A 21,166-nucleotide genomic window follows, 5' to 3' on the forward strand; every position below is an offset into this window, starting at 1 on the left:
TCTCCAGAACGGTTCTAAACGCAGTTCACTTGCGAAGAAATCAGGCCGTTGGAGAGGCGCGCGGGTTGAGGCTCGGCCATTGCTGGCGCGGTGTAGGCGCTTGCAGTGAAGGTGGCGGCAGGCTCTGCACCGCCGCAAACCGTGTGACGTACAACTGCGGCACATGCCCCGGCAACGCCACCAGCGGCGGCGAGCCCGAGCAACACCAGCAATGCTGCATGGTGGAGTGGTCGTCCTGCTGCGGCGCCGGAATGTCCAGCTTGCCCAGGGCAATGGTCTTCAGGCTGGCGCCATTAGACGAACAGAAACTGCCCCACAGCAATTGCTGCACGGGGTCACTGGACTGCTGCATCGCACTGGCCATCGGCATGGCAAAGGCGTTGAACAGCACTGCAAAGCAGGCGATCCACACAATTGCAAAGCGTTGACGGGCCATGGCGGACAATCCGTAGGGTTAAACGATCAGGTGGGTATTTAGCCTGATCGGTGGGGATAAGTAAAAAGCGCAGGTGTGGTTTGGTGTCGCAGTGGTTGCCTTCATGATAGTCGGGAACCACGGATTGCCAATTTTTCAGACGGGTCGCGACATCCGGCGTGACGTTGAACCCTGTGGGAGCTGGCTTGCCTGCGATGGCATCACCTTGGCCTAACTGGAAGGCCGAGCCGTCTGCATCGCAGGCAAGCCCGCTCCCACATTGGAAAGGTGGTTTTTAGAGAGTGTTGACTGCCTGTAGCACCGCAGCCACGTCGGTGAACTCTCGATCTACCGCAGCCAACACTGGACGCTTCAATACAAGCACCGGCATTCCCAGCTCGCGAGCCACTTCCAGCTTCGGTTCAGTGGCCGTGCTGCCGCTGTTCTTGCTGATCAGCACATCAATCCCACGCCGCTCAAACAACGCGCGCTCATCCTCGATCAGAAACGGCCCACGCGCACCGATGACTTCACAGCGCGCATTCCCCGGATACACATCCAGCGCGCGCAGCGTCCAGAACTGCTCCGGCGGAATTTCCTCGAGATGCTGCAACGGCTCGCGCCCAAGAGTGAACAACGGCCGCTTGAAGGGTTTCAACGCTTCAATCAGCTCGGCCCAATCACTGACCTCACGCCAGTCATCGCCCGCCTGCGGTTGCCACGCCGGGCGGCGTAACGCCCAGCAAGGGATGCCGGACAGCGTTGCAGCCTCGGCAGCATTCCGGCTGATCTGAGCTGCATAGGGATGGGTGGCGTCGAGAATCAGGCTGATGTGTTCCTCACGAACAAACTGCACGAGGCCCTCAACGCCACCATAACCGCCGACACGCACGTGGCATGTGAGGTCCGTCGGTACGCGGCCCACGCCCGCCAGGCTGTAGATGTGCTCCGGGCCCAGAGTTCGGGCAATGGCCAGGGCTTCAGTCACGCCGCCCAACAGCAGGATGCGTTTCATAGTGGTTTGACCACTTCCAGCAAGGTGATCGGCAGCGCCTGGCGCCAGGTGTCGAACTCACCCAACGGCTGGGCCTGCGCCACATGAATGCGAGTCAGCTCGCCGCCGTGCTCCGCGCGCCAGGCCATCAGGGTCATTTCGCTTTGCAGAGTCACGGCATTCGCCACCAAGCGGCCACCGGGGCGCAGGTGCTGCCAGCAGGTGTCGAGTACGCCTTCGCGGGTGACGCCGCCGCCGATGAAGATCGCATCCGGTGCTTCCAGTCCGTGTAATACGTCCGGGGCCTTGCCGCGAATCAGGTGCAGGCCGGGCACGCCGAGGGCGTCGCGGTTATGTTCGATCAGGCCTTGGCGGCCGGCATCGGCTTCAATCGCCAGTGCACGACAGCTCGGGTGGGCACGCATCCATTCGATGCCGATAGAGCCGCTGCCCGCGCCCACATCCCAGAGTAACTCGCCGGGCATCGGCGCGAGGCGGGCGAGGGTCATGGCGCGCACATCGCGCTTGGTTAGTTGGCCGTCGTGTTTGAACGCCGAATCCGGTAGACCGGCGAGGCGCGACAGGCGCGGCGTATTGGCGTCGGCGAGGCAGTCGATGGCGACCACGTTCAAATCGGCGACCTGGGTGTGCTCCCATGACTGGGCCAGTCCGTCGATACGCTGCTCATCCACGCCGCCTAAGTGTTCAAATACGGTCAACCGGCTGGACCCAAACCCGGACTCAACCAAAAGCGAGGCAATCGCCGCAGGGCTGCGCCCGTCATTGCTCAACACCAGCAACCGCACGCCACTGGCCAAATGTGCATTCAGCGCCGCCAGCGGCCGCGCGACCACTGACAATGTCACCACTTCCTGCAACGGCCAGCCCAACCGCGCCGCTGCCAACGACACCGACGACGGCGCCGGCAAAATCAGCAACTCTTCAGCCGCCACCTGCCGCGCCAAACTGGCGCCCACGCCATAGAACATTGGGTCGCCGCTGGCCAGCACGCACACAGGCTCGCCGCGCCGCGCCAACACCGGCGCCAGGGAAAACGGGCTAGGCCACAACTGACGCTCGCCACGAATACACACCGGCAACAGGTCCAACTGACGCTGGCCGCCTATAATCCGGGAGGCGCGCAACAAGGCGTGCCGGGCGTTTCTGCCCAGCCCCTTGAAGCCGTCTTCACCGATGCCTACTACCGTCAGCCAGGGCGACATATCAATTCCTTGAACGACATCCGACGGGCAGGCTTTTCATGCCACCGGACAAAGCAGGCATAATACCGCGCCTTTACCCGTCAACCGGTAGCCCCGTGAACCCAACGCCTGCTCTGAACACCTTGCGCCCCTCGGCTTGTCCGGGGTTGCTGCGTATCGTCCAGGCGTTGGATGGTGGCATTTGTCGAATCAAATTGGCCGGTGGGTCGATCACTGCCGCCCAGGCGATTGCCGTGGCGGATGCAGCCCAAGCCTATGCGGGCGGGGTGATCGAGGCCACCAACCGCGCCAATCTGCAGATTCGCGGGATTGGCGCCGAGCAGGGCGCCTTGATTGCCGCGCTGCTGGCCGCAGGCCTTGGCCCGAACAACGCCGCTGGCGACGATGTGCGCAACCTGATGCTCAGCCCCAGCGCCGGTATCGACCCGCAGATGCTGTTCGACACCCGCCCGCTGGCCGACCAGATCCTCGCCACCTTGCAAAACCATCCACGGTTCCATGAGTTGTCGGCTAAGTTCGCCGTGCAGCTGGATGGCTTTGAGGCCCTGGCGATGCTCGAGCATCACCACGACCTGTGGCTGTCGGCGTTTGAGCGTGATGGTGAAACATTGTTGGCCTTTGGCTTAGCCGGTTGCCCGGGGTTGGATGCGCCATTGGCGGCTGTGCCCCTAGAGCAAGGTCATGCTTTGGTCGTTGCCGTGCTGGAGCTGTTTCTCGACTTGGCGACCCCGACGCAAACTCGCATGCGTCATCTGGCTGTGGATAACTTACTGGCCCGTCTAAACCTGCCGCTGCTGCCGGTGGATGGCTTCAAACGCCCGGCCAGTGAGGCTTTATTGCATTTAGGGACTTATCCACAGGGTCAAAAAAATCAGTTCTACGTCGCCGCCGTTGCGCCATTGGGTCGTTTGGATTCAACCATGCTTAAAGGCGTCGCGCAGCTGGCCAGTGAGTGTGGCGACGGCACGTTGCGCTTTACGCCTTGGCAGGGCGTGCTGCTGCCCAATGTTCAAAATCATGACGCCGTTACTGCGCGGTTGGAGCGGTTGGGCTTTCTCTGCTCAGTCGACCAACCCCTGGCGCGCATGATCGCCTGCACGGGCTCAAGTGGCTGCGGCAAAGGCCTGGCCGACACCAAGGCCGACGCCCTGCAATTGGCCGCGCTGCAACCCGGCGTTGAGGTGCACCTGTCCGGCTGCCCACGCTCCTGCGCCGCCGCACACACCGCGCCGGTCACCTTGCTGGCGGTGAGCCCCGGCCACTACGACGTCTATTTTCGCGACGCAGCCCAACCCGGTTTCGGCCGGCTGCACGCGCGCACTCTTTCCATTGAAGCGGCGGGCGCCCTGTTACGCGCACGCTCACGGAGCAACACCGATGATTGATTACATCCGCGACGGTCAGGAGATCTATCGCAACTCCTTCGCCATTATTCGCGCGGAAGCCAAGTTGGACCGCATCCCGGCCGACCTGGAAAAACTCGCGGTGCGGGTGATTCATGCCTGCGGCATGGTCGAGGCCATCGACGGCCTGCAGTTCTCCGAAGGTGCAGGCAAGGCCGGGCGCGATGCGCTGGCCGCTGGCGCACCGATTTTGTGTGATGCGCGAATGGTCTCCGAAGGCGTGACCCGCACGCGCCTGCCGGCCAACAACGAAGTGATCTGCACCCTGCGTGACGACAGCGTGCCGGAGCTGGCGCGGGAGCTGGGCAACACCCGCTCCGCTGCCGCGCTGGAACTGTGGCGCCCGCACCTGGAAGGCAGCGTGGTGGTCATCGGCAACGCGCCGACCGCGTTGTTCTACCTGCTGGAAATGCTCGATGCCGGCGCGCCGAAACCGGCGTTAATTCTCGGCTTCCCGGTCGGCTTCGTCGGCGCCGCCGAATCCAAGGCGATGCTGGCGGCAGACAGCCGTGGCGTGCCGTTCGTGATCATGCAGGGCCGCCTGGGCGGCAGTGCGATGGCCGCCGCAGCGGTTAACGCCTTGGCCACGGAGGTCGAATAATGCCGGCACGCGGACGTTTGATCGGCTTGGGCGTGGGCCCCGGCGACCCGGAACTGATCACGCTCAAGGCCCTGCGCCTGCTGCGCGAGTCGCCGGTGGTGGCGTACTTCGTGGCCAAGGGCAAGAAGGGCAACGCTTTCGGCATCATCGAAGACCACTTGGTCGCGCAGCAGACCTTGATGCCGCTGGTGTACCCGGTGACCACCGAAGTGCTGCCGGCGCCGCTGTCTTACGAGCAAGTCATTAGCGACTTCTACGACACGGCCAGCCTCGACGTCGCCGCGCACCTGGACGCCGGCCGCGATGTGGCGGTGATCTGCGAAGGCGACCCGTTCTTCTACGGCTCCTACATGTACCTGCACGACCGCCTCGCCGAGCGCTATGAAGCCCAAGTCATCCCCGGCGTTTGCTCAATGCTCGGCGGCGCCTCGGTACTCGGCGCGCCGTTGGTGTATCGCAATCAGAGCCTGTCGGTGCTGTCGGGTGTGCTGCCCCATGACGACCTCAAGCGTCGCCTGGCGGATGCCGATGCGGCGGTGATCATGAAACTGGGCCGCAACTTCCCCAAGGTGCGCCAGGTGCTGGAAGAACTCGGTTTGGCCGAGCGTGCGCTGTATGTGGAGCGCGCGACCATGGCCAACCAGAAAATCGTGCCGCTGGGTCAGGTCGACCCGGCGTCTTCGCCGTATTTCTCGCTGATCATCGTGCCGGGTGAAAGGTGGCAAGGTTGATGCGCCCGGCGATCGTCATTCTGGGTCAGGGCAGCCTGGCCACGGCGCGCAAGATTGCGCAGGTTTACCCCGGCGCGCTGATTCATGGTTTGGCCGGGCGGGTTGAAGGTGCCGACCAGACCTACAGTGAGTTCGGCGCGACCCTGCGCCAGCTGTATCAACAAGGCACACCGCTGATTGCCCTGTGCGCCGCCGGCATCGTGATCCGCACCCTGGCGCCGCTGCTGCTGGAAAAGGGTGAGGAACCCGCCGTGCTGGCTGTGGCCGAAGACGGCAGCGCCGTGGTGCCCTTGCTCGGCGGCCTCGGCGGTGTGAACCTGATGGCGCGCGACATTGCCGCCGCGTTGGGCGTGTCTGCCGCGATCACCACCAGTGGCGAGTTGCGTTTCGGCACCTGCCTGCTGAACCCGCCGGCCGGTTATCAGCTGGCGGACCTGGAGTTGGGCAAGCGTTTCGTCTCGGACCTGCTCGCCGGCGAAAGCGTGCGCATCGAAGGCGCGGCGCCTTGGCTGGACCAGGCCAATTTGCCGCAGGATCAGCACGCGCGCCTGGCGATTCATGTGGGCAGCACCGAACGTGTGCCTTCGGCTAACGAGTTGCTGATTTATCCAAAGAACGTATGCGTCACCTGCAAGCCCGGCGTGCAGTTGGCTGAGCGAGTGCGTGCGGCATTACATGACGCAGGCATTGCGCTGCAAGCCCTGGCCTGCCTGTTGGCCAGCGAGCTGCAGATGGCCGACGCTTCACTGCATGAGGCTGCATTGGAACTGGGTGTGCCGCTGCGTTTTGCTGGCGTGACTCAAGAGGCCGACATCGTCATCAGCGTTGCCGAGCAACCGCTGGACCTGGCGCATGTCGGGCGCCGGCGTGGTCGTTTGGCGGTGATCGGCTTGGGCCCGGGCGCCGCCGAGTTGATGGTGCCGGCGGTCAAGGCTGAACTGGCGCGCTGCACCGATGTGCTGGGTTATGAAACCTATGTGCGCATGGCCGGGCCGTTTCGCGACGATCAAGTGCAGCACTGCACGGACAACCGCGAGGAAATGCAGCGCGCGCGTCACGCGTTTGAGCTGGCCGCGCAGGGCCGTTCCGTGGTCGTGGTGTCGTCCGGCGACCCCGGCGTGTTCGCCATGGCCGCTGCGGTGATCGAGGCCTTGCACGAGTCCAGCGATCCGGCCTGGCATCAGGTCGACCTGGAGATCCTGCCGGGTGTCTCGGCCTCCCTGGCCACCGCCGCCCAGGCGGGTGCACCGCTGGGCCATGACTTCTGCGTGATGTCGCTGTCGGACAACCTCAAGCCCTGGTCGATCATCGAAAAGCGCCTGGACCTCGCGTCCCAGGCCGACCTGGCCCTGGCGTTCTACAACCCGATCTCGCGTTCGCGGCCTTGGCAGCTGGGCCGCGCGCTGGAGATCGTCGCGTTGCACCGCACGCCGCAGACCCCGGTGGTGCTGGGGCGCGACATCGGTCGCCCAGGCCAGACCCTGCGTGTCACCACGCTTGGGCAATTGACGCCGGAACAGGTCGATATGCGCACCATGGTGCTGATCGGCTCGTCCACCACGTGCGTGTTCCCACGTGCTGGTGGCGGTGACTGGGTGTATACGCCGCGCTGGTATGGCGAGAAGCCCGCCGGCTGAAAACGGCCTGGCGCACGCAAGAAGGCTCCGAGTAACGCTGGGTGAAAACCTGCTGCTACTCGGAGCTTTTTCTTTTTTTATCGATGAAATCCGGACGGCCTGCGTGTACGCCTCGTTATTGCTGGGTGGCGCTTTTTCCACGGGTGGGCCAAGCGATGTTTGTCGCCTGGAAAGCCCGCCCGCCACTGGACTAGTGTGGAGGAAAACCCCATGTGGGGTGCTTGTGGAGAACTGAAAATGGAGCGACATCACAAAAGGATCATCAGTGCGAAAAGGCGCAAGTTGATTGCCGCCTACAAGCTGCCAGGCGCACCGGGAAAGACGCCCTCTGTACCGGTGGGCACCGTGGAGGATGATTGCAACGCGGCCGTGGTGAACAACGGGGTGATCTCGTTTATCGAGGGCATGTCCGCCTTGAACCGCGAGTACGTGCGCAAGAGCTACCTGCTGGCGAGCAGCTATGTCAGCGATGTGTTGAGGGTGCAGCGCGGTACCGAGGTTTGGTACGACGAATTTATTAAGGTGATGGTCAGCCTGGGCTGGCTGCCGGTGCGCAGCCGCTTCAAGCGGGTGTCGAGTTCCGGCAAGGGCCTGACTGTACAACTGGCGGCGCTGAATATCATTGCGACAATGCTGGCATCGACTTCGCTGGCCGGGCCATTGCTCGCCGCACTGCCGAAATTAGCGGCCGACGCGCTGGAGGCGCTCAAGCGTCAACCCGTCTCGTTCGAGCTTTTCAAACGCAACAGCACGGTGCACCAAGGCGGTGATTTTGGCCTGGCGTCTTGTGCCGAAACCGATGGCGAAGTGACGATGGTGCTGGTGACTTACAGCTCCCACGGCGTGAGCAAACAGCTGGGGCTGCCGTTTCTGGAATGGGACAGTGCCTCGTTCGAGGCCTTCAGCGGGCAGACCTGCCTGGTGCTGAATACCTCGGTGGTCAACGAAAAAACTGTGCAGCTGATGCGCGAAAGCGCAGGTGACAAGGTGCAATTGGCAATCGCCAAGTACCGGATCTAGGGCACCAGGTAACCGCGCACCCCGGTAAAGATGATCTGCGCGGCGAGGGCGCACACGAACAACCCCATCAACCGGCTCACTATCTGCAAGCCCTGGTCACCCAGGATGCGTTCGATCCGGTTGGACAGGTACAGCACCACGCCCACCGTGAGGCTGGCCAGGGCGATACTGAGGATGGCCATGATCTTGTCATCCCAATGCGGTTGGCTGACGCCCATTACCAGCAGCGCACCGATGGTGCCGGGGCCGACGGTGAGCGGGATGGTCAGCGGCACGATGGTCACGTCCTGCTGCACATTGTCGGTCTGCACCGCTGACTTGCCCTGGGCCATGCCCAGGGCGGAGATAAACAGCACGCTGCCGGCGCCGATGCGGAAGGCGTCCACGGTGATGCCGAACACACTGAAAATGACTCGGCCGAACAGGTAGAGCAATACGCTCGAGACCAGTGTTGCCAGGGCCACTTTCCAGGCCAGCCGCCGGCGTTCCTTGCTGGAGTAACCCCGGGTCAGGCTGATAAAGCAGGACAGCACAAAGAATGGGCTGTAGAGCACCAGCATCTTCAGGTAAACGCTGAATAACACGTGGAGCATGGGGGGCGGCTCGCGGGCGGGGGAAGTGGGGAGAGTCTAACAGGCGACACTGATCAAATGTGGGAGCTGGCTTGTTGTGGCAAGTCCGCTCGCCACAAAAGCCTGTTCCCACATTGAGATCGCATTTTATGTCAGGACGGGGCGTGTTCCGGCCGCAGCTGACGCTGTGCCACCCAGAATTCCACCAACTCGCGCAACTGCGATAACTCCACCGGCTTGGCCATATGCCCATCCATCCCCGCCTGGCGCGCACGCTCTTTATGCTCCGAGAGAATGTGCGCTGTAAGCGCAACCACCGGGGTACGAATGCGTTGGTGGCTAACCTCCCACGCCCGCAGTTGCTGGGTAGCAGAGAAGCCATCGAGGATCGGCATTTCACAGTCCATCAACACCAAGTCGTAACGCTGGGCCTTCATCGCCTCGAGCGCTTCTTCGCCGTTACTGGCGGTGTCCGGGTTGAGGTTGAGCTTGCCGAGCATGCCGCGAATCACTTTGGTGGAGATGCTGTTGTCTTCGGCCACCAGGATGCGGAAATCGGCAGGCACGGTCACGGCTGCCGGTGCGCTGAGGGCCACGCGTGGCACCACCACGCCTTTGCTGCGCTGGGTCAGTTCGTCGGCCAGGGTGGTCTTGAGCGTATAGCCGGCCACCGGCTTGGCGAGGATGCGCTTGATCCCGCAGTTGCGCGCGATGATCTTGCTTGGCGCGTTGCTGATGCCGGTGAGCATGATTAGCAGGATGTCGTGGTTCAGGCTTGGGTCTTCCTTGATCTTCGCCGCCAGTTGCATGCCAGTCATGCCGGGCATGTTCTGGTCCAGCAGCACCACGTCGAAGTAGTCGCGCAAGTGCGCCTTGGTGCGCAGCAACGCCAGGGCCTCTTTGCCGGACGGCACGGCACTGACGTTCAGGCCCCAGGCTGTGCATTGTTGCACCAGCACTTTGCGGCACGTGTCGTTGTCGTCCACCACCAGCACCCGTGCGCCTTTGAGCGGGCCGTCGAGGTCAGAGGTCGGGTGCTCCAGGCGTTCCGGGTCCAGCGGCAGGGTCAGCCACAGGGTGCTGCCTTGGTGGCTGCCGCTCTTAATGCCGAACTCGCCGTTCATCAACAGGATCAGTTGGCGGGCGATCACCAGGCCCAGGTGGCCGCTCAAGCGTGTGGCCGAGAGGAAGTTCTTGCTGTGCAGTTCGCTGTGCAGCAACGCGTCGCGCTCGGCGGCTTCCATCGGCAGGCCGCTGTCTTGCACGGCAATGCGCAGGCGCGGTTTGGTGCTGCGCTCGTCGAGGGCGACGACGATCAACACTTCACCTTCATCGGTTTTTTGCAGGGCATTTTCCAGCAGGCTCAACAGTGCCTGGCGCAGGCGCGTCGGGTCGCCACTGATGACGCGGGGCACCTGGGGTTGAATAAAACTAATCAGTTCGACGTTCTGCTGCTCGGCCTTGGCGCGGAAGATACTCAGGCAGTCTTCGATCAGCGCATTGAGGTCGAATTGCACGTCGTCCAGCTCGATCTGCCCGGACTCCAGCTTGGAGATGTCGAGGATCTCGTTGATCAGCGTCAGCAGTTCGTTACCGGCGCTGTGGATGGTCTGTACGTAGTCGCGCTGCTTCACCGACAGCGGCGTGCCCAGCAACAACTCGGTCATACCCAGCACGCCGTTCATGGGTGTACGTATTTCGTGGCTGATCTTTGCCAGGAACTCGGCCTTGGCGGCGATCTCGGCATTGCTCGCCGCCAGGTCGCGGCTGAGGCTGAAGCGCGCCTCGACAATCGCGCGCTGGCGCTCGCCGAGGGCCAGGCTCATCAGCAAGCCGCTCAGGCAGATAAAGCCGAGCAGCGTGACGATCAAGCCTTGCGGGGCCACCAACGTCAGGCCGAGCAGGGCTGGCAGAATGATCAGCGTGCCGATGTTGAACACCACCATCGCCGCCATGAACAGACGCGCCGGCCGGTAGCCTTTTTGCCAGTGATACGCCGAGACAAACAACATGCTCAAGCCGGCCAGGGCGACCAGTGCATAGGTGATGATGTTCAACGGCAAGGTATTGACGAACAACAGCAGCAGGCCGCACAGCACGATCAGCAGGATGTCGGCCATCAACAGCTTGTTCAGCGGGTGCGGGCCCAACGGCATGAAAAAACGGTAGGCAAACATCAGCCCGCACGGCGCGGTCAGCAGCAGGGCGAGGTAGGCGCCTGGTGTCTGCACCGCGTGCCAGTTTGGCAGCCACGGCCCCACGAGGTTCAGTAACAGCGCCAGGCTCAGCATCAACAACACTTCGCAGGCCGCCAGCCACAGGCTGCTGCGTGAGCGGTGGTAGGCGAAGCGCGTGAGGTTGTGCAGGATCAGCATCAGCAGGCAGCCGAACAGCAGGCCGTAGATCAACGTCTGGTTCTGGTCGGCGGCGGCGAGCACGGCCGGTTCCAGGGTGATATAGGGACGCAGTTCGTGCTCCGAGACCAGGCGCAGGTACACCTCAAGCGGCTTCTGGCTCTGTGGCATCGGCAGCATGAAATTGCTGCTGGGCAGCGGGCGTTCCGCCTGGGGCTGGCGGGTGCCGGTGCTTTGTTGTTCCACCAGGGTGTCGCCGTCCAGTACATAGAGGCTCAGGTGGGAGAGATCCGGGGCAAACACCCGCAGCACTTGCTCGTGCTTGCCGGGTTGCAGCTTGAAGCGTACCCACAACGCACCGTCCGGCTCGGCGGCGGTAATCCGGTCCAGTTCGATGGGGCTGAATTGATTGGTGTAGCGAGCCGAGCGGATGTCGCTCAGTTGCAGGTCGGCCTGTTCATCAAGCAATACTGCCCAGCCAATGCCTTGCGCGGCGGCCTGGGCCGGGAACAAGCAGAGCAGAGTCAGCAGACTGACTGTGAAACCTATGGCGATCCTGAGCCAGCGCACGGCGAAATCCCTTCGTAGGTTGATGCACGGGTTAACTATGCGCGGGGCGACATGGGTACGGCAAGGGCCAGAGGCCCTTGCCTAACCGAACGGATAGCTACTTGAATGTAGCGCCTCAGTTGTTCTCGCCACGTTCACGGGCAATGGCGCGGTAGCCGATGTCCGTGCGGTAGAAGCAACCTTTCCAGTCGATTTTCGCGGCCAGCTTGTACGCCTGTTGTTGCGCGGCGTCGACACTGGCACCCATCGCGGTGGCGCACAATACGCGGCCACCTGCGGTTACAACTTTGCCATCCTTGAGCGCGGTGCCCGCATGGAACACCTTACCTTCTAGCGTAGCAGCTGCGTCGAGGCCTTCAATCACATCGCCTTTGGCGTAGTCGGCAGGGTAACCACCGGCCGCCAGCACGATGCCAACGCTCGGACGTGGGTCCCACTGCGCTTCAACCTTGTCCAGCGCCTGGGCCAGCGCGGCTTCCACCAGCAGCACCAAGCTCGATTGCAGGCGCAGCATCACTGGTTGAGTTTCCGGGTCACCAAAGCGGCAGTTGAACTCGATGACTTTCGGGTTACCGGCTTTGTCGATCATCAGGCCGGCATACAGGAAACCGGTGTACACATTGCCTTCGTCGGCCATGCCACGCACGGTCGGCCAGATCACCAGGTCCATCACGCGCTTGTGTACGTCGCTGGTGACCACTGGGGCCGGGGAGTAAGCACCCATGCCGCCGGTGTTCGGGCCAGTGTCAGCATCGCCGACGCGTTTGTGGTCTTGGCTGGTGGCCATTGGCAAGACGTTTTTGCCGTCGACCATCACGATAAAGCTGGCCTCTTCGCCGTCAAGGAACTCCTCGATGACCACGCGCGAACCGGCGTCACCGAAAGCGTTGCCGGCGAGCATGTCGCGCACGGCGTCTTCGGCTTCCTGCAGGGTCATCGCTACGATTACGCCTTTACCGGCGGCCAGGCCATCGGCCTTGATCACGATTGGCGCGCCTTTTTCACGCAGGTAGGCCAGTGCTGGCTCGATCTCGGTGAAGTTCTGGTAGTCGGCGGTCGGGATCTTGTGGCGCGCCAGGAAGTCTTTGGTGAACGCCTTGGAACCTTCCAGCTGGGCAGCGCCAGCGGTCGGGCCGAAGCAGTCCAGGCCACGGCTGCGGAACAGGTCCACAACGCCGGCAACCAGCGGCACTTCCGGGCCGACGATGGTCAGGGACACATTTTTTTCGGCAAAGTCAGCCAGTTGCTCCAGGGCCAATACGTCGATAGCGACGTTTTCGCACTTGGCTTCAATGGCGGTGCCGGCGTTGCCGGGGGCGACAAAAACTTTCTGAACACGCGGGTCCTGGGCAACTTTCCAGGCCAGGGCGTGTTCACGGCCACCGCTGCCAATGATCAAAACATTCATTTCATAAACCTCAAATTCTGTCAGTTGATCGTTCCCACGCTCCGCGTGGGAACGCAGCCCGGTACGTTCCGCGTCCCTCGGACGCAGAGCGTCCGTAGAGGCATTCCCACGCAGAGCGTGGGAACGATCTGTCGATCTGTCAGTGGCGGAAGTGGCGCATGCCGGTGAAGACCATGGCAATGCCGGCTTCGTCCGCAGCGGCGATGACTTCTGCATCACGCATTGAACCGCCCGGTTGGATCACGGCGGTAACACCGGCCTTCGCGGCATTGTCCAGGCCATCACGGAACGGGAAGAACGCATCGGAAGCCATTACCGAACCGACTACCTGCAAGCCTGCATGCTCAGCCTTGATCGCGGCGATACGCGCCGAGTTCACGCGGCTCATCTGGCCGGCGCCGACACCGATGGTCTGGCGGTTTTTGGCGTAGACGATGGCGTTGGACTTAACGTATTTGGCGACTTTCCAGGCGAAGATCAGGTCGTTGATTTCCTGCTCGGTTGGCGCGCGTTTGGTCACGACCTTCAGGTCTTCGCTGCCGATCATGCCGATGTCGCGGCTCTGTACCAGCAAGCCGCCGTTGACGCGCTTGTAGTCCCAGGCAGCGGCACGGTCAGCCGACCACTCGCCGCAGGCCAGCAGGCGCACGTTGGCTTTGGCGGCAACAATGGCGCGGGCCTCGATGCTGACGGAAGGGGCGATGATCACTTCGACGAACTGACGCTCGACGATGGCTTTGGCGGTTTCGGCATCCAGCTCGCGGTTGAAGGCGATGATGCCGCCGAACGCGGATTCGGTGTCGGTGGCATAGGCCAGTTCGTACGCCTGGCGGATACCGCCTTCAGCGTCCGGGCTCACAGCCACGCCGCACGGGTTGGCGTGCTTGACGATCACGCAGGCCGGCTTGACGAAGCTCTTCACGCATTCCAGCGCGGCGTCGGTGTCGGCCACGTTGTTGTAGGACAGCTCTTTGCCTTGCAACTGGGTTGCGGTGGCGATGCCGACTTCAGCCGGCTTGGCCTCAACGTAGAACGCCGCGCTCTGGTGCGGGTTCTCGCCGTAGCGCATTTCTTGGGCCTTGATGAACTGGCTGTTGAAGGTGCGCGGGAACTGGCTGCGACCTTCTGTGCTGAGGGTTTCAGCCGCCTGGTTCACGGTGCCCATGTAGTTGGCGATCATGCCGTCGTAGGCGGCGGTGTGTTCGAACGCCTTGAGCATCAGGTCGAAACGCTGGGCGTAGGTCAGGCCACCGGCTTTGAGGCTTTCGAGCACTTGGGCGTAGTCGCTGGCGTTAACCACGATGGCCACGTCTTTGTGGTTCTTGGCGGCAGAGCGGACCATGGTCGGGCCGCCGATATCGATGTTTTCGATGGCGGTCGGCAGGTCGCAGCCAGGCTTGTTGATGGTGGCTTCGAACGGGTAGAGGTTAACGGCCACCAGGTCGATCGGCTTGATGCCGTGCTCGGTCATGATGGCGTCGTCGATACCGCGACGACCGAGGATGCCACCGTGGATTTTCGGGTGCAGGGTCTTGACCCGACCGTCCATCATTTCTGCGAAACCGGTGTAGTCCGCGACTTCTACTGCGGCCACGCCGTTGTCCTGCAGCAGTTTGAAGGTCCCGCCCGTGGAGAGGATTTCCACACCCAGGGCTTCCAGCTCCCGGGCAAATTCGAGGATCCCGGTCTTGTCGGAAACACTGATCAAGGCGCGGCGGATCGGCAGGCGGGTAGTCTGGTCGGTCATTTCAATTTCCATCAAAAGCAAAGGAGTCAGCAAAAAAGGCGTCCGTTTTTTACGCGGGCGCCTTTCTGGTTTGATTGAATGCTTACAGCAAATCGTACTGCTTGAGCTTTTTGCGCAAGGTGCCACGGTTGAGGCCCAGCAGCTCACTGGCTTTGGTCTGGTTGCCCTTGACGTAGTTCATCACGCTTTCGAGCAAGGGGGCCTCGACCTCGGAGAGCACCAGGTTGTACACGTCCGTGACGGAAGCGCCCTCAAGGTGGGCGAAATAATTGTGCAGCGCCTTCTCGACACTCCCGCGAAGGGTCTGGCCTTCTTCGCTCGGCGTGTTGAGGTGCTGTTTCAAATTGACGTTGTCGCTCACGGGTGTTGTTCCACTCACTAAAGTCTCGGTCATCATCGTCATGCGGCCACCCCCTCTCCGTCCCCTGTCCCCAGGCTCTTTTCGCGCTCGCTGAAAAACTCTCGAACGGTGGCGACCTGTGCTTGCGTATCATCCAAACGATTGAACTGGGCGCGAAACTCCCTGGCGCCCGGCAAGGTTGCGAGATACCAGCCGACATGCTTGCGAGCAATGCGTACTCCCATCACGTCTCCATAGAAGGCGTGCAGGGCGGCCAGATGCTCTAGCAGAATACGTTCCACCTCGGTCAGCTCCGGTGCCGGCAAGACTTCGCCGGTACGCAGAAAATGCTCGATCTCACGAAAAATCCATGGCCGCCCCTGGGCGGCCCGGCCTATCAACAAGCCATCGGCACCGGTTGCGTGCAGCACGCGCCGGGCTTTCTCGGCTGAATCGATATCGCCATTGGCAAACACCGGAATCGACACCGCCTGCTTGATCGCGGCAATGGTGTCGTACTCGGCTTCACCGGTGTAAAGGTCGGCGCGGGTGCGGCCATGCACCGCCAGCGCTGTAATGCCTGCCTGTTCGGCGATCTTCGCCACCGTCAGGCCGTTCTTGTTGTCCCGGTCCCAGCCGGTACGAATCTTCAGGGTGACCGGCACATCCACTGCCGCGACAACGGCCTGCAGGATCTCGGCTACCAATTGCTCATCTTTCAACAGGGCGGAACCGGCGGCCTTGTTGCAGACCTTCTTGGCCGGGCAGCCCATGTTGATATCGATGATCTGTGCGCCCAACTCCACGTTGGCCCGGGCCGCAGCCGCCAGCATCTGTGCATCACCACCGGCGATCTGGACCGAGCGGGGCTCGGGATCACCTTCGTGGATCATGCGCATCCGCGATTTGCGGGTGTTCCACAAGCTCATGTCGCTGGTGACCATTTCAGAGACTACTAGACCCGCGCCCAAACGCTTGCACAGCTGACGAAAGGGCTGGTCGGTGACGCCCGCCATCGGGGCGAGGATCAAGCCGTTTGGCAATGTGTATGGGCCGATGCGTACCGCCGACATAGGACTTCCCTGTTGTGGGGCCGGATCATTAGAGTTCGAAAAAGGGTTGGCATGATACCCGCTCTCGATGACTGGATAAAGGCTGAATTGGATAAAATCTGAACAGTTATTTCTTTATCGCCGCTGGTTTGGTTGCGCAGCCCAGTCAATAATCTGCCGTCAAACCTCGACGCGTGTGGCGCCTCACTCGGGCGAGTGGAAACTCAGGCTGTAATTCACGGCTTTATTGCCTGGATCGAGTATGTCCAAGGAGATATGGATCGGTGTCTGCGAAGGCATTTCGCTCACTCCGGCAAGCTCACCACTCAGGTATTCGGCCGGTTTGAAGCGACGACTGGCAATCAGTCCGCCGTTCAAATCGGCGAAGCGCAGTTCCAGCAGCGGGAAGGGCTGGGAGAACGTCGCGCGGTTATAGAGGATTGCATCCACCACCAGCGCTCCGGCGAACTCCGGGTTGCTGCGCACCACCAGGTTGCTGCTCTTGATATGTGCGATATCGACCCGTGATGGCACGGTGCAGCCCAGTGTGGGGCACAGTTGCTGGAACCATGGGCGGTAGGCGTCCTGGCGGGCCAGTTCGTCGAATTGATAGGCGATGTACTGGCCTGCGAGGCCCGCAGCAGCCAACAAAACCAGGATGATCCAGATAAGGCGACGGCCCCAGCCGGACGGACGTTTCTGCGCGTAAAGATGCAGTGGGTCGTCTTCCAGGTCCTGGAGGACGGCGTCGTGAAGGCCGGCATCGGGGCGCGGGCGCTTGCGACGCGGCTGAGGGCGTTCTTCAGGCTCGGGCTCGTCCACGGCATGGGTCAGGGGCGTGAACGGCGGGTCGAAGTCGTCATCGTCAGGGGAGGAGCGCAACAGCGGCTCTTTGTCGATATCGCCCGTGTGAAACGACATCGATGGCTCGGTGCGCTGCTTGGTCGCAGCCGCCGGTTCAGGCTCGTCTTCGGGCGCTTGGGGGCGTTCTTCAGGCGGTTCGCTGAACAGGCTGGCGGCCCATTTTTCTTCGTCGGCCTTAACGGTGCCGCGGGTGGCGCTGAGTGAGTCCTCAGGTTGCCGGCGGTCGACGTTTGCCTGACGGCGTTCCAGCTTGGCCAGTTCTTCGTCGAGGTCCAGGTTGTCGAGGTCCAGGTCTTCGGCGGCCCACTGTTTCTGGCTGATGGCCCTTGGTATTGCGGGGGCTGCCTTGGGCGTCGGTTGAACCGCTGGTTCAACCGCAGCTGGCTGTTCAGGTTTCGACGCTGATGCCCCGGCACGCTGCTCCAGCAACTGGCGAATCGCGTTGAACACTTGCAGGCACGAGCCGCAACGTACCACGCCACGGGCCACGTTCAATTGAGCGTGGCTGACGCGAAAACGCGCTTGGCAATGTGGGCACTGGGTGACGAAACTGTCGGTCATGCGGCCATCCGATTCAGGCAAGCGCTCATTCTAGCGCCGACGCCCACTGATGCGTACCCAGCCATCGCGGTTGGCGATCGGGTCCAGCTCGAAGTCCTTAGCATAGGCCGCCGCCACATCTTCGCCTTGCTCGGCGAGGATGCCCGACAGCGCCAGGCGGCCACCTGGCTTGACCAGGCTCGACAGCTGCGGCGCCAGGGCTACCAGTGGCCCTGCGAGGATGTTGGCCACCAACACATCGGCCTGCACCTGGGGCAGTTGCTCCGGCAGGTAGAGTGGGAATTTGCCCTCAGGGATGTGGTTGCGCCCAGCGTTATCGCGGGAGGCTTCCAGGGCTTGCACGTCGATGTCCGTGCCTACGGCTTGCTTGGCGCCCAGCAGCAGGGCGGCAATCGCCAGGATCCCTGAGCCGCAGCCGAAATCGAGCACGTTGCAGTCGGCCAGGTCCTGGCCGTCGAGCCATTCCAGGCACAGCGCGGTGGTGGGGTGGGTGCCGGTGCCGAACGCCAGGCCCGGGTCGAGCAGCAGGTTGACCGCCTCTGGCTCAGGCGCGGCGTGCCAGCTCGGCACGATCCACAGGCGCTGGCCGAAACGCATCGGCTGGAAGTTGTCCATCCAACTGCGCTCCCAGTCCTGGTCTTCGATCACTTCGCTGTGATGCTCGGGCAGCGGGCTACCGGTGAGCAGTTGCATATGGGCCAGGACGGCGGCGGCATCGGTGCCGTCTTCGAACAGGGCCAGCAAGTGGGTGTGGGACCACAGCGGCGTGGTGTTGAGTTCGGGTTCGAAGATCGGTTGGTCTTCGGCGTCCATGAAGGTCACCGACACGGCGCCCACTTCGAGGAACGCGTCTTCGTAGGTTTCGGCTTGTTCTGGGCTGATGGCGAGACGGACTTGCAGCCAAGGCATGGCGGGCACCTTTGAAAAAATGAGTGTGCGACCGGCTGGGTCGCGAAAGGGCGCAAGTTTACGCGAGCGGCGTGCAGAAGACGACTGTGCTGACTGCACACTCAGTCCAAATGTGGGAAGGGCTTATGTGGGCGCCGGGCTTGCCTGCGATGCAGGCGCCTCGGTCTTTCCTGGTACCGGTGCGATGCTATCGCAGGCAAGCCAGCTCCCACACAAGCCAGCGCCCACAGGATTTTGTGCTGTTCTTGATAGCCCAGAAACAACAAAGCCGCCCGAAGGCGGCTTTGTTGGGGGAACACTTACTGGTTAGCCAGCTTGTGTTCCAGGTAGTGAATGTTCACACCACCTTCGCAGAAGCCTTCATCACGAACCAGATCCCGATGCAGTGGGATGTTGGTTTTGATGCCGTCAACCACGATTTCGTCCAGGGCGTTACGCATACGGGCCATGGCCTCGTCGCGGGTAGCGCCCCAGGTGATCAGCTTGCCGATCAGCGAGTCGTAGTTGGACGGAACCTTGTAGCCGCTGTACAGGTGCGAATCGACGCGAACGCCGTTGCCGCCTGGAGCATGGAAATGCTTGACCAGGCCTGGACTTGGGATAAAGGTTTTCGGGTCTTCGGCGTTGATCCGGCACTCCAGGGAGTGGCCGTGGATCTTTACGTCGTCCTGGGTAAAGGACAGCACATTGCCGGCGGCGATGCTCAGCATCTCCTTGACGATGTCGATACCGGTGACCATCTCCGACACCGGGTGCTCTACCTGCACACGAGTGTTCATCTCGATGAAGTAGAAACGGCCGTTCTCGTAGAGGAACTCGAAAGTACCGGCGCCACGGTAGTTGATGTCGATGCAGGCCTTGACGCAACGAGCCAGAACTTCCTGGCGCGCGGTTTCATCCAGGCCCGGTGCCGGTGCTTCTTCCAGTACCTTCTGGTGACGACGTTGCAGCGAGCAATCGCGGTCGCCCAGGTGGATGGCGTGGCCTTGGCCGTCGGACAGAACCTGCACTTCCACGTGACGTGGGTTAGTCAGGTACTTCTCCAGGTAGACCATCGGGTTGCCGAACCAGGCAGCCGCTTCAGAGCGAGTCTGTTTGGCGGCTTCGATCAGCTCTTCTTCCTTGTGCACCACGCGCATGCCGCGACCACCACCGCCACCGGCGGCCTTGATGATCACCGGGTAGCCGACTTCACGACCAATGCGCAGAGCCGTTTCTTCGTCTTCAGGCAGTGGGCCGTCGGAACCTGGAACGGTGGGTACGCCGGCGGCGATCATGGCGTCCTTGGCCGATACCTTGTCGCCCATCAGGCGAATGGTGTCGGCTTTCGGGCCGATGAAGGCAAACCCGGATTTTTCCACCTGTTCGGCGAAATCGGCGTTTTCCGCGAGGAAGCCGTAGCCCGGGTGGATGCCATCAGCGCCGGTCACTTCAGCGGCCGCGATGATGTTGGAGACTTTCAGGTACGAGTTGGTCGCCAGTGGCGGGCCGATGCAGATGCCCTCGTCGGCCAGCTTCACGTGCATCAATTCGGTGTCGGCCGTCGAGTAAACAGCGACGGTCTTGATGCCCTCTTCCTTACAGGCGCGCAGGATACGCAGCGCGATCTCGCCGCGGTTGGCGATCAGGACTTTTTGCAGTTTCTTCGCAGGTTTCAACATCGAAGGCGCTCCGCGGTTCAAACGATGGTGAACAGCGGCTGGTCGTACTCAACCGGCTGACCGTTTTCTACCAGGATGGATTCGATGACGCCGGCTTTTTCAGCCGTGATGTGGTTCATCATTTTCATCGCTTCAACGATGCAGATGGTGTCGCCCACTTTCACGGTCTTGCCGACTTCAACGAAGGCTGGCGAGGTTGGTGCCGGGGTGCGGTAGAACGTACCGACCATTGGCGACTTGACCACGAAGCCGTTCAGTACAGGCGCAGCCGGTGCGGCAGGCGCTGCAGCAGCAGGTGCGGCGGCTGGAGCAGCCGCTGGAGCCGGTGCTTGCATTTGCGGTGCGTAGAACTGTTGGGCTGGGGTCTTGCTGTGACGGCTGATCCGTACGGACTCCTCGCCTTCCTTGATTTCCAGCTCGTCGATACCGGATTCTTCCAGCAGTTCGATCAGTTTCTTAACTTTACGGATATCCATGAATCATCAACTCCCAAGGGTCGGTCAGGGGCGCTTGGCCGGTTGTTCAAGCTGTTCCAGGGCGGCCTCCAGGGCCAGTCGGTAACCGCTGGCGCCAAGGCCGCAGATCACTCCTACCGCTACGTCGGAGAAGTAAGAGTGATGGCGGAAAGGTTCGCGTTTGTACACGTTGGACAAATGCACTTCGATGAATGGGATGCTCACCGCCAGCAGCGCGTCACGTAATGCAACACTCGTGTGCGTAAAAGCGGCGGGATTGATCAGGATAAAGTCCACGCCTTCGCCGCGCGCGGCATGGATGCGATCAATCAATTCGTACTCGGCATTGCTTTGCAGGTAGAGCAAATGGTGGCCGGCATCACGAGCCCTCTGTTCCAGATCGAGGTTGATCTGTTCCAGGGTCACTGCCCCGTAGACGCCCGGTTCGCGGGTGCCGAGCAGGTTCAGGTTGGGCCCGTGAAGAACCAATAAGGTCGCCATCGGCTGTTCCTTGTTATTGATGTGGGTACGGCAGAACTCGGCGACTATGCCGCAAAGCGTTTGTGACTGTCCAGTTCTATGCAGTAGGCGGCACGATTAGCGAGGATTGCGCAAAATTTGTGACTGCGGGTCAGATTCCGGTCATTGG

At 62.0% G+C, this 21,166-nt stretch carries 19 protein-coding genes; 5 read left to right on the top strand and 14 right to left on the bottom strand.

All coding sequences use genetic code 11. The features are described from left to right. Window positions 1-40: 40 nt before the first annotated feature. The 3 genes from K0P33_RS04190 to cbiE form a co-directional block, all read right to left on the bottom strand. Window positions 41-436 (bottom strand): DUF2946 domain-containing protein, encoded by a 396-nt coding sequence (locus K0P33_RS04190; RefSeq protein WP_094949782.1) that lies wholly within the window; start codon window positions 434-436, stop codon window positions 41-43. A gap of 274 nt (window positions 437-710) precedes the next feature. Then, window positions 711-1,430: a cobalt-precorrin-6A reductase gene (locus K0P33_RS04195; protein WP_094949783.1), complete on the bottom strand. Its 720-nt coding sequence runs from the start codon at window positions 1,428-1,430 to the stop codon at window positions 711-713. Beyond that, the gene (gene cbiE / locus K0P33_RS04200; protein WP_242154174.1) at window positions 1,427-2,632 is read right to left on the bottom strand and encodes a precorrin-6y C5,15-methyltransferase (decarboxylating) subunit CbiE; all 1,206 of its coding nucleotides are present in this window, start codon (window positions 2,630-2,632) and stop codon (window positions 1,427-1,429) included. Before cbiE ends, K0P33_RS04195 begins: the two co-directional genes overlap by 4 nt. Window positions 2,633-2,670: 38 nt before the next feature. Between cbiE and cobG the strand changes: the two genes are divergently transcribed. From cobG to K0P33_RS04225, 5 genes are all read left to right on the top strand, one after another. Beyond that, entirely contained in the window at window positions 2,671-4,017 is a 1,347-nt protein-coding gene (cobG, locus tag K0P33_RS04205) for a precorrin-3B synthase (RefSeq protein WP_242154176.1), read from the top strand. After that, window positions 4,010-4,636: a precorrin-8X methylmutase gene (locus K0P33_RS04210; RefSeq protein WP_094949786.1), complete on the top strand. Its 627-nt coding sequence runs from the start codon at window positions 4,010-4,012 to the stop codon at window positions 4,634-4,636. The genes cobG and K0P33_RS04210 overlap by 8 nt, the downstream gene beginning before the upstream one ends. Beyond that, window positions 4,636-5,367, top strand: a complete 732-nt coding sequence (locus K0P33_RS04215; RefSeq protein ID WP_094949787.1) for a precorrin-2 C(20)-methyltransferase — start codon at window positions 4,636-4,638, stop codon at window positions 5,365-5,367. The genes K0P33_RS04210 and K0P33_RS04215 overlap by 1 nt, the downstream gene beginning before the upstream one ends. Then, a complete protein-coding gene (cobJ, locus tag K0P33_RS04220; RefSeq protein ID WP_242154178.1) occupies window positions 5,367-7,004 on the top strand; it encodes a precorrin-3B C(17)-methyltransferase in 1,638 nt (545 codons plus the stop codon). Before K0P33_RS04215 ends, cobJ begins: the two co-directional genes overlap by 1 nt. Window positions 7,005-7,241: 237 nt before the next feature. Beyond that, window positions 7,242-8,024 carry a hypothetical protein gene (locus tag K0P33_RS04225; protein ID WP_242154180.1) on the top strand — a complete coding sequence of 261 codons (783 nt, stop codon included), beginning with the start codon at window positions 7,242-7,244 and terminating at the stop codon, window positions 8,022-8,024. On the opposite strand, the gene K0P33_RS04230 is transcribed toward K0P33_RS04225, so the two are convergent. The 11 genes from K0P33_RS04230 to aroQ form a co-directional block, all read right to left on the bottom strand. Next, window positions 8,021-8,617, bottom strand: coding sequence for a MarC family protein (locus K0P33_RS04230; protein ID WP_017253590.1), 597 nt, complete (start codon window positions 8,615-8,617; stop codon window positions 8,021-8,023). The genes K0P33_RS04225 and K0P33_RS04230 overlap by 4 nt on opposite strands. Before the next feature lie 131 nt (window positions 8,618-8,748). Continuing rightward, window positions 8,749-11,520: a hybrid sensor histidine kinase/response regulator gene (locus K0P33_RS04235; RefSeq protein ID WP_242154182.1), complete on the bottom strand. Its 2,772-nt coding sequence runs from the start codon at window positions 11,518-11,520 to the stop codon at window positions 8,749-8,751. Window positions 11,521-11,635: 115 nt separating this feature from the next. Then, window positions 11,636-12,928, bottom strand: a complete 1,293-nt coding sequence (gene purD / locus K0P33_RS04240) for a phosphoribosylamine--glycine ligase (protein ID WP_094949791.1) — start codon at window positions 12,926-12,928, stop codon at window positions 11,636-11,638. Between the two features lie 139 nt (window positions 12,929-13,067). Further along, a complete protein-coding gene (gene purH, locus K0P33_RS04245) occupies window positions 13,068-14,675 on the bottom strand; it encodes a bifunctional phosphoribosylaminoimidazolecarboxamide formyltransferase/IMP cyclohydrolase (RefSeq protein WP_094949792.1) in 1,608 nt (535 codons plus the stop codon). A gap of 82 nt (window positions 14,676-14,757) precedes the next feature. Next, complete coding sequence (gene fis, locus K0P33_RS04250; protein WP_002555375.1) at window positions 14,758-15,078, bottom strand: DNA-binding transcriptional regulator Fis; 321 nt, start codon at window positions 15,076-15,078, stop codon at window positions 14,758-14,760. Continuing rightward, a complete protein-coding gene (gene dusB, locus K0P33_RS04255; RefSeq protein WP_242154184.1) occupies window positions 15,075-16,088 on the bottom strand; it encodes a tRNA dihydrouridine synthase DusB in 1,014 nt (337 codons plus the stop codon). The genes fis and dusB overlap by 4 nt, the downstream gene beginning before the upstream one ends. A gap of 183 nt (window positions 16,089-16,271) precedes the next feature. Beyond that, on the bottom strand, window positions 16,272-17,492 hold the full coding sequence (locus K0P33_RS04260; protein ID WP_094949794.1) for a DUF3426 domain-containing protein: 1,221 nt from the start codon (window positions 17,490-17,492) through the stop codon (window positions 16,272-16,274). Between the two features lie 30 nt (window positions 17,493-17,522). Continuing rightward, window positions 17,523-18,401: a 50S ribosomal protein L11 methyltransferase gene (prmA, locus tag K0P33_RS04265; protein WP_094949795.1), complete on the bottom strand. Its 879-nt coding sequence runs from the start codon at window positions 18,399-18,401 to the stop codon at window positions 17,523-17,525. 299 nt (window positions 18,402-18,700) lie between these two features. Continuing rightward, the gene (gene accC, locus K0P33_RS04270) at window positions 18,701-20,062 is read right to left on the bottom strand and encodes an acetyl-CoA carboxylase biotin carboxylase subunit (RefSeq protein WP_094949796.1); all 1,362 of its coding nucleotides are present in this window, start codon (window positions 20,060-20,062) and stop codon (window positions 18,701-18,703) included. Window positions 20,063-20,079: 17 nt separating this feature from the next. Further along, window positions 20,080-20,538 carry an acetyl-CoA carboxylase biotin carboxyl carrier protein gene (gene accB / locus K0P33_RS04275; RefSeq protein ID WP_094949797.1) on the bottom strand — a complete coding sequence of 153 codons (459 nt, stop codon included), beginning with the start codon at window positions 20,536-20,538 and terminating at the stop codon, window positions 20,080-20,082. Window positions 20,539-20,562: 24 nt separating this feature from the next. Next, the gene (gene aroQ / locus K0P33_RS04280) at window positions 20,563-21,018 is read right to left on the bottom strand and encodes a type II 3-dehydroquinate dehydratase (protein WP_094949798.1); all 456 of its coding nucleotides are present in this window, start codon (window positions 21,016-21,018) and stop codon (window positions 20,563-20,565) included. Window positions 21,019-21,166 lie beyond the last annotated feature (148 nt).

The organism is Pseudomonas sp. ArH3a (genome assembly GCF_022648765.1).
GTDB lineage: Bacteria > Pseudomonadota > Gammaproteobacteria > Pseudomonadales > Pseudomonadaceae > Aquipseudomonas.